This window comes from Streptomyces sp. L500 (assembly GCF_054551825.1).
The window spans coordinates 253,908-262,862 of the sequence record NZ_JBTOLC010000004.1 but is presented as its reverse complement, the minus strand read 5'-3'; the positions used below and the strand labels follow the sequence as shown (position 1 = coordinate 262,862).

General features: G+C 70.7%; 5 protein-coding genes and 1 pseudogene. All 6 read right to left on the bottom strand.

The genetic code is table 11. The features are described from left to right. A partial coding sequence (locus ACX9I7_RS07615; protein ID WP_459386871.1) for a beta-ketoacyl synthase N-terminal-like domain-containing protein occupies positions 1-915 on the bottom strand: 915 nt, incomplete at its 3' end. Positions 916-1,282: 367 nt separating this feature from the next. Then, positions 1,283-3,538 carry a BTAD domain-containing putative transcriptional regulator gene (locus tag ACX9I7_RS07610; protein WP_459386870.1) on the bottom strand — a complete coding sequence of 752 codons (2,256 nt, stop codon included), beginning with the start codon at positions 3,536-3,538 and terminating at the stop codon, positions 1,283-1,285. Positions 3,539-3,759: 221 nt separating this feature from the next. Next, a pseudogene (locus tag ACX9I7_RS07605) lies at positions 3,760-4,584 on the bottom strand (AfsR/SARP family transcriptional regulator). 171 nt (positions 4,585-4,755) lie between these two features. Next, positions 4,756-5,850 (bottom strand): IS701 family transposase, encoded by a 1,095-nt coding sequence (locus tag ACX9I7_RS07600; RefSeq protein WP_459386869.1) that lies wholly within the window; start codon positions 5,848-5,850, stop codon positions 4,756-4,758. A 466-nt stretch (positions 5,851-6,316) separates the two neighbouring features. Then, positions 6,317-7,414, bottom strand: a complete 1,098-nt coding sequence (locus ACX9I7_RS07595) for a TerD family protein (protein WP_459386868.1) — start codon at positions 7,412-7,414, stop codon at positions 6,317-6,319. A gap of 205 nt (positions 7,415-7,619) precedes the next feature. After that, positions 7,620-8,903, bottom strand: coding sequence for a thymidine phosphorylase (locus ACX9I7_RS07590; protein WP_206279887.1), 1,284 nt, complete (start codon positions 8,901-8,903; stop codon positions 7,620-7,622). Positions 8,904-8,955: the final 52 nt, after the last annotated feature.

Genomic DNA, 8,955 nt, shown 5'->3' with positions numbered 1-8,955 from the left:
TGCACCGTCCTGATTGACCGCCGAACCCCGCACCACCGCCAGGACGGTGTGCCCATTGCGCCGAGCATCCGAAAGCCGCTCCACGAGAAGCAGGCCGACGCCCTCCGACCAGCCGGTGCCGTCGGCGGACGCCGAGAACGGCTTGCACCGCCCGTCCTTGGCCAGGCCACGCAGCCGGGAGAACTCCACGAAGGTCGTCGGCTGGGACATGACGGTGACGCCGCCGGCCAGGGCGAGGTCGCATTCCCCGTTGCGCAGCGCGGTAGCCGCCAAGTGCAAGGCCACCAGGGACGAGGAGCAGGCCGTGTCCACCGTCACCGCCGGGCCCTCCAGACCCAACGTATAGGCGATCCGGCCCGAAGCCACACTCCCCGCACTCCCACTGGCCAGATACCCCTCCAGCCCCGGCGGCAGTTCACCGACGCGGGATCCGTAGTCGCCGTACATGACGCCGGTGAACACACCGGTCCGGCTGCCGTGGAGATCCGCCGGAACGATGCCGGCGCTCTCCAACGTCTCCCACGCCGTCTCCAGCAACAACCGCTGCTGCGGATCCGCCGCCGTCGCCTCCCTCGGCGACATCCCGAACAACTCCGCGTCAAACAAATCCGCGTCATGCAAAAACCCACCCTGACGCGCATAACTCGTCCCCGCACGCTCCGGATCAGGATCGAACAACCCCTCCAGATCCCAACCACGATTCACAGGGAACCCACTGACCGCATCCACACCACCGGCAACCAGCCGCCACAAATCCTCCGGCGAGGACACCCCACCCGGATAACGGCACGCCATCCCCACAATCGCGACCGGCTCATTGAGTCGGCCCTCGACTTCGCTCAGTCGCTTGCGCGAGTCGCGGGCGTCGGCGATGGCCCGCTTGAGGTATTCGCGGAGCTTTCCCTCGTCCGTCACGTGCTTTCAACTCCTGACATCAATGGCGTGTACAGCGAAGTCATGGGCCTGCCACCCGCCGTCCCGCGTGTCTGCGTGCGGGGGATTCAGCTGGGCGCGCACGTGAGCGCGGGGCTCGGCAGGGGCGTGGCATCGACGCGGCAGAACTGGCGTCATCGTGAAATCCGACCCTACGCGCGGTGCGGAATTCCTTTCCCAATGCGCGACCCACGGCCCGGTAACTTGCCCTGGTCCGGCGGCACTTCACGCCCGGAGAAAAGCTGCCCGGTCCGTGCGCGGGGCGCGGGCCGGGCAGCGTGGCCGCGGCGGTGGGGGAGCCGCCCCGGTGGACCCACCCCGCCGGGGACCGGCCGGGGTGGGAGGGAGGTCAGGGGGTGAGGCTCGGCGTGTCGTCGTGGCGGGCGGCCGACAGGAGCAGTTCGACGAGTTGCTCGTTGGTGATCCGCTCGGGCCGGCCGAGGGTGACCGTGGTGGCGTGGCTCTTGCCCCCGGCCCAGTCCGGGCGGCGCAGGAGCAGTTCGGGCCGGGCACCGACGACGACGAACAAGGGGCCCGAGCCCGCCGTCTCCGCGAGCCCTTCGACGGCGTCGAGCACGGCGTCGGCGCCCAGGTGGAGGTCGTCGACGCACAGGACCAAGGGCTCCTGGCGAGCCGCCTGCTGGAAGAACTGGCACCAGGCGTCCATGATCGCGGCGATGTTCACCTCGCCGAACTGGTCGTCGACGCCGATGCCGACGGTGTCCACCAGCGGGCCGAGCCGGGAGAGCAGCAGCGTGGAGGTGCGCTCGCTGGGGAAGAGCGACCGGATCGCGGCGGCCAGGCGGGCCTTCGCCGTGGGCAGATCGTCGTCGCCGATGCCGCAGTAGCCCGCCAGGATCTGAGCCGGGGCACGCAGTCGGCAGCCGTCCTCGTCCGGGGCGGGAAAGCGCCCGGTGAAGACGCGCACTTGGTCGACGCTTTCCACGGCCCGGCGGGCGAAGCCGCGCAGCAGTCGGCTCTTGCCGGTGCCGCCCTCCCCGAGGACCGTGACGAGGTGGGGCACGCCCCGATGCCGGGTGCGTTGCATCAGCCCGCGCAGGATGTCGTACTCGTACTCCTCGGCGTCCCCGGCCGTCGGGGGTTCCTCGTCCTGGACGCCCAGGGCCTGCCAGCCCGGGGCGGGCGGGCCGAAGGGCCGGTAGCGGATGCGGTGCTCGCTCGCCCGGCGGACGCGGTCGCACACCCGGACCTGACCTGCGGGCACCTCGCACAGCAGGGACAGGGAGTCGTCCAAGGCGGCGCCGACCACGGTCGCCGGGGCGCCCGGGGCCTTGCGGCGCGACGAGACCTCTCCCATGGTCACCGAGCAGTGCACGGTCAGCTGTGGTGTGCCGGGGCCGTGCCCGGTGGAGAGGTCCAGGACGTCACGGATCGCCAGTGCCGCCAAGACTGCCTGCTGGGCGTCGATCTCGCCAGGGTCCTCCAGCCCGAACAGGGCGAGCGTGACCGAGCCGAGCGTGGCGGTCACGGTGCCGCCGAACCGTTCGACCTGCTCCCTGACCAACTGGCTGGTTCCTTCGAGCAGTACATCGAGGTCCTCAGCGGCCACATCGGCGAGCGAGGGCGCCAGGTGGGTGCGTACCGACAGCACGCCGACCGTGCGGCGCGCGGTACCGGCGGTCCGCGCGGGCGCGGCGGTACCGCCGGTGCGCGGCTGCGGCACGGTGGGTTCGGCCGGCTGTTGCGGCATCGTCGCGCCGGCCTGTTGCGGCGTGGTCGTCTCGGCCCGTTGCACCGTAGTCGTTTCGACGGTCCGCTGTCGCGGCGCGATGTCCAGGAGGCGGGCTCCCTGGCGCTCGGAAGTCAGGGCGGGCAAGGCGGCGGGGCGGGAGAGCGCGGGGTCCTGGACGAGGATCGCGTGCTGCAGTTGCTGCAGGGCCCGGCCGGGCTCCAGGCCCAGGCTCTCGACGAGAACGGCCCGGGCCCGGCTGTAGACCTGGAGAGCGTCCGCCTGCCGGCCGCAGCGGTAGAGGGCGAGCATGAGCTGGCCGCACGAGCGCTCCCGCAGGGGCTCGGTCTGGACCATCCGCTCCAGTTCCGCCAGGACCGTGTGGTGGTTGCCGCATGCGAGTTGTGCCTCGAAATAATCCTCCAGCACATCCAGCCGGGTGTTCTCGACCGTGGCCAGCTCCAGCCACTGAATCCCGGCCTCCACCAGGTCGGCCAGGGCCGGGCCTCGCCACAGCGCGAGCGCGTCGCGCAGTAGCGACGAGGCCGGCTCGACCTCGCCCCGCGCCAGGCGCTCCCGCCCCTGACGGACCCATTTGTGGAACAGGTGAAGGTCCACCCGGTCCGGGTCGACCCGCAGCATGTAACCGGGCGGCTGGGTCAGTAGGGTGACGGCCGCGGGGTCACCGTCGGCCCATCTGCCGGACAGGGCGCTGCGCAGGTTGTAGACCGCGTTCTGCAAGATCTTGCGCGCCGTGGCGGGGACGTCGTTGCCGCCCCAGAGCGCGTTCAGGAGCTGGCTGGTGGCCACCACCTTGTTCGGTTCGAGCAACAGGGCGCCGAGGGTGGCGCGTTGTTTGGGGCCGCCGAGGACCACGGGCCGGCCTTTGTCGACTACTTCTATCGGACCCAGCATCCGGAACTGCATGTCTCCCCCAATGACTCCGTTCCCATGGGCGCATGACCCGGGCGCCACGGAGCGTGTCCGATGCGTCACCCGCTCTTATTGGTCAAGATCCCTTCATCATCGTGCAAGGTCTCGATCCAAGATCACACAAATCTTGGGCAAGTGCGGGGCGGGTATGCCCCACCGTGGTGCGCATCGCAGCGCGTCCGTGTCGGCGCGGTCACCCCTGGTCACGAGCTTGTCCGCCCGAGTCTGCCGCTGCGGTGCGGCGCGCCCGAGGCGGCCGTACACAGCAGCCGCAAGGGTTCCTGGGCGGGGGCGGAGTCGAGGATCTCGGACTGGAGTCGCCGCAGTTCCGCCGAGGGCTCCAGGCCGAGCTCCGACTTGAGGATGCAATAGAGGGCGTGGTAGGCGCGCAGGGCCTCGCTGCGGCGGCCGGCGCGGTGGAGCGCCGAGATGAGCTGCCCGTGGAACCACTCGTGCAGGGGGAACTCCTCGACCAGCGCGCGCAGATCGGGCAGCAGATCGCGCGCCCCGCCCCGCTTGATCCCGACCTCGATGCGCAGCTCCAGGGCCCTGATGCGCAGTTCCTAGATGCGCGGGATCCGGCCCGCGAGCACCGTGCCGATGGGCATGCCGCTCAGGGCCGGACCTCGCCACAGCGCCAAGCAGCGATCCAGGCGGTGCCCCGCGCTCTCCAGGTGCCCCGCCTCTACCTCCCAACGGGCTCTGCGGAGATACTGCTCGAACGTGGCGACGTCGACTTCCTCGTCCCGGACCCGCAGCTCGTAACCGGACGCCTTGGTGACCAGCACCTCCCGGCCGGCGGCGGTTACCCGCTCGTCCTCGAGCATCCGGCGCGCATGATAGACGTGCGTCTGCAGTGTCTTCAGCGCACTGTGTGGGGGACTCTCCCCCCACAACTCCTGGATGAGCACGGCGGTGGGTACCGCCTCGCGCGGCTGGAGGGCCAGCACTGCCAGCATCCGGCAGATCTTCGGCGCGTTGGGCTCGTACTCCCGGCCGTCATCGGTGATGATCCGGAACGGGCCCATCAGGTTGAACCGCACTGTTCACACTCCTGTTCAGATGTCCACGCCCGCGATATGCCGGGCGTGCGGGCTCCTCCCGATCCCACTTCCGCACCCGCGCGGAACACGCCCCGACCGCCGGGGACCCGGGCGCGGCCAGGAAGGTGATCACTCTGCGGGGTGCCGTCACCACCGTCACGCGGCCGTGCACACCATCGCGTCGGGACAGGACTCCTCGGCACCGAGCACGGCGGCGAAATGAGCCACCGACGCGAGCGTGACATGACGGTGCCAGCCGGCGAACGAGCGGCCGGTGAAGTCCCGCAGGCCCACCCGGTCCGCGAGGTCCAGGGCCTCCCCCGCGACCACATCACCCAGCCCCGTCAGCCCCAGCAGCCCGGGAACCGGCAGACCTGCCACGCCCGCCAGCCACAACCGGACCTCGCCAGGGCCGTCCACAGGCCACTCCCCCACCAGACGCAACCCCTCTGCGCCGCTGGTGGCCGGCGAGCCGGGAGCCACGACGGGAAGCGCCGCGGCCGGCACCCTCCCTGCGCCCACCGGGCGGCGCAGCCGCGCCAGGCGGGCCGCCAGCTCCCCAGCCGTCAGCTCCCGCGTACCGCCCACCGCCGACACCGGCACATCGGCCCCCAGCCGCGCACCCGGCCCCACGCGGACGATGAACTCGTGCCCCCGCTCCCACAGGTGCCGGGCCACGGCCATGCCGTCCACGCCCTCCACGTCGACCACCACAGGCCGTCGCGGCACACCGGCGGCGCCCGCCGCCTGGTCCACCGCCTCCAGCACACACTGCTGAAGGCTGGCCGCCCGCACATCCCCGGGGATGCGCGCCCGCCCCCGCAGCGGCTCCTCACGCCAGCGCCGCGGCAGCACCAGCTGCCACTCCACCGGCACCGCCGCCCCCCGCGCCATCAGCCAGACCCCCACCGCCAGCTGGCCGTTGACCGCCCGCCCCAGCTCCGGCACGAACTGCGCGGCGACGCCCACCGAACGCTCCCCCGCCTTCGGGATCGTCAATGGCTTGACCACCCACGCGTCCACACCCAGCGCACGCCACGCCTGCCCGGCCAGCGCTCGCCGCACCGGGCCCCACTCCCAGGCCGACTCGCTCACGAAATGGTGCAAACCTTGCAGGGCTCCCGGATCGCCCAGAAACTCCGCGATGTTCCGCAACGACTTACGGCCCGGCGCCCCCAGCAGGCCGCTCACATACCGCTCCGCCTTGCGTCGCTGGCCGCGCCGCAACGAACCGAAGACCCCCGCTCCCATCGGCTTCCCCCCGCACGTCGCCGTCCAGCACGACACCAAACAAACCAACTGAACTGTTTTTGGCCACGAAGTCCTGGCGCTGTCCCATGTCGGACGCCCTCCCACGACCCAAACGTGGCGGAAATATAGCTACTGAAGCGGACACAACGACCGCTTTTCCAGTGACCGACAAGCATACCGACCGACCAGTTCTTTTGAAGTAAATAGCAGCACGCCGCACCTCCGGCATCCGGCGTCACACCCGACCGCAAGCCTCAGAAAAGCGACAAACGAGAAAAACGCGGAAGAAAAGCGACGTCGGCAGGCATCAGGCACCTGCCGCCCACCACCCGGTCAATGGGTGACCACTGGACCCCCATTGACCGGGCGGTAGCCCTCACACGCCGAACGGGACCGGTGGAAGTCCACCGGTCCCGTTCATCCGTAACAAGCACTTCGACCGATGACCCGGCCGGGAGTCAGCCCGTCAGTCTTCCTCGTAGTAGTTGTTGATGATCACGTCCGGCTCGTCGTCGCTCATCGCCTCGTTGAGGAGCGCGCCGCCGACGAGGCCCGCCGCGCCCGCGCCGATGAGGGCGCCGGTGCCGAAGCGGCGGCCGCCCTGCTGCTGGCCGCCCTGCTGCTGCGGGTAGCCGGCGGGGGGCTGCTGGGGGTAGCCCTGCTGGGGGTAGCCCTGCTGGACCGGTTGGGGGTAGCCCGCCTGGGGCTGCTGCGGCGTGTAGTACGGCGGCGGCGTGGTCTGGACGCGCTGGGCGCAGCCGCCGCACGTCTGGACCTGGCGGGGGACGCCCCACTGCGGGGACCACAGGACCGTCGTCATGCCGGGGCCATGGCTCGGGTCGAAGAAGCACGTCACGGTGGAGCTCCCTGATACGTAATCGATTGCTGGTGGGGCGGAGGCGATGGTCGGAGGTGCCGGCGGGGCCGCCGGAACCGGCGGAGGCGCAGGCGCAGGCGGAGGCGGCGGCGTCGCCTGCGTCGTCGCCTCGCGCAGGACGTCCACGCCGTAGTCCGTCGCGATGCCCGCGAGTCCCGACGCGTACCCCTGCCCGATCGCCCGGAACTTCCATTCCGTCCCGTGGCGGTAGAGCTCGCCGAAGACCATCGCGGTCTCCGTCGAGCCGTCGCCCTTCAGGTCGTAGCGGGCCAGCTCGCGGCCGTCCGCGCGGTCGACGACGCGGATGTGGGCGCTGTCGAGCTGGCCGAAGGTCTGGTGGCGTTGTTCGGCCTCGTAGAGGGAGACGGGGAAGACGATCTTCGTCACCGTCTCCGGGACCCTGCCGAGGTCGACCTGGATCTGCTCGCGGTCCTCTTCCCCGGACGCGCTCACGTCCCCCGAGTGGGTGACCGAGCCGTCGGGGCTCCGAAGGTTGTTGAAGAAGACGAAGTGCCGGTCGGAGACGACCTTCCCGGCCTGGTCGCACAGCAGGGCGCTGGCGTCCAGGTCGTAGTCGGCGCCCGCGGCGGGACGGACCCGCCAGCCCAGCCCGACCGTCACCGCAGTCAGACCCGGGGCCTGCTTGGTGAGCGACACGTTGCCGCCCTTGGTCAGGGGCACACCCATGAACTTCCTCCACAAACCACTGTCCCGGTCCCCGTCGCCTTGATCAACGGGGCACTCGCGCCCACAGTTCCTGGCTTGCGCAATATACAAAATGAGGGCCTCAGCCCCGCACGGGGTGGCCCGTGACGCCGTCCGGGTACGCGAAAGCCCCCGCCTTGCGCTGAAGGCGGGGGCTTTCGTCGTGTCAGTCGTGTCAGCGGCTCGCTTACGCGATGCGGTCCAGCACGATCGGGTTCGGCGTGAAGTCCGTACCCGCCGCCGAGATCTCGACACCGCCCTCAAGAGCCTTGAGGGCGTACTCGAACTTCTCCGGAGTGTCGGTGTTGAGGGTCATCAGCGGCTGACCCGCCTTGACCGTGTCGCCCGGCTTGGCGTGCATCTCGATGCCCGCGCCGGCCTGCACCGGGTCCTCCTTGCGGGCGCGGCCCGCGCCCAGGCGCCACGCGGAGACGCCCACCGCGTAGGCGTCCAGCTTGGTGAGGACGCCGGACTCGGCGGCCGTCACCACGTGCTGCTCGCGGGCGACCGGCAGGGTGGCGTCCGGGTCGCCGCCCTGGGCGATGATCATGCGGCGCCAGACGTCCATCGCGGAGCCGTCGGCGAGCGCCTTGGCCGGGTCGGCGTCCTTGATGCCGGCCGCGTCGAGCATCTCGCGGGCCAGGGCGATGGTGAGCTCGACGACGTCCGCCGGGCCGCCGCCCGCGAGGACCTCGACGGACTCGCGGACCTCGAGGGCGTTGCCCGCGGTGAGGCCGAGCGGGGTCGACATGTCGGTGAGCAGGGCCACGGTCTTGACGCCGTGGTCGGTGCCGAGGCCGACCATCGTGGAGGCGAGCTCGCGGGCGTCCGCGAGGTTCTTCATGAACGCGCCCGAGCCGACCTTCACGTCGAGGACGAGCGAGCCCGTGCCCTCGGCGATCTTCTTCGACATGATGGAGGAGGCGATCAGCGGGATGGCCTCGACCGTGCCGGTGACGTCGCGCAGGGCGTAGAGCTTCTTGTCGGCCGGGGCCAGGCCGTCGCCGGCGGCGCAGATGACCGAACCCACGTTGCGCAGGACGTCCAGCATCTCGTCGTTGGAGAGCAGCGCGCGCCAGCCGGGGATGGACTCCAGCTTGTCGAGGGTGCCACCGGTGTGGCCGAGGCCGCGGCCGGAGAGCTGCGGGACGGCCGCGCCGCAGGCGGCGACGAGGGGGGCCAGCGGGAGGGTGATCTTGTCGCCGACGCCGCCGGTGGAGTGCTTGTCGGCGGTGGGGACGGGCAGGGACGAGAAGTCCATGCGCTCGCCGGACTTGATCATCGCGGCGGTCCAGCGCGCGATCTCCGCGCGGTCCATGCCGTTGAGCAGGATGGCCATCGCGAGCGCGGACATCTGCTCGTCGGCGACCTCGCCCCGCGTGTACGCGTCGATCATCCAGTCGATCTGCTCGTCGCTCAGACGACCGCGGTCACGCTTGGTGCGGATAACGGAAATGGCGTCCATCAGCACATTTTCCTTAAGTTCGTAGTCCTCAGGTCTTCCCGGGTCCGGAAAGTGACCC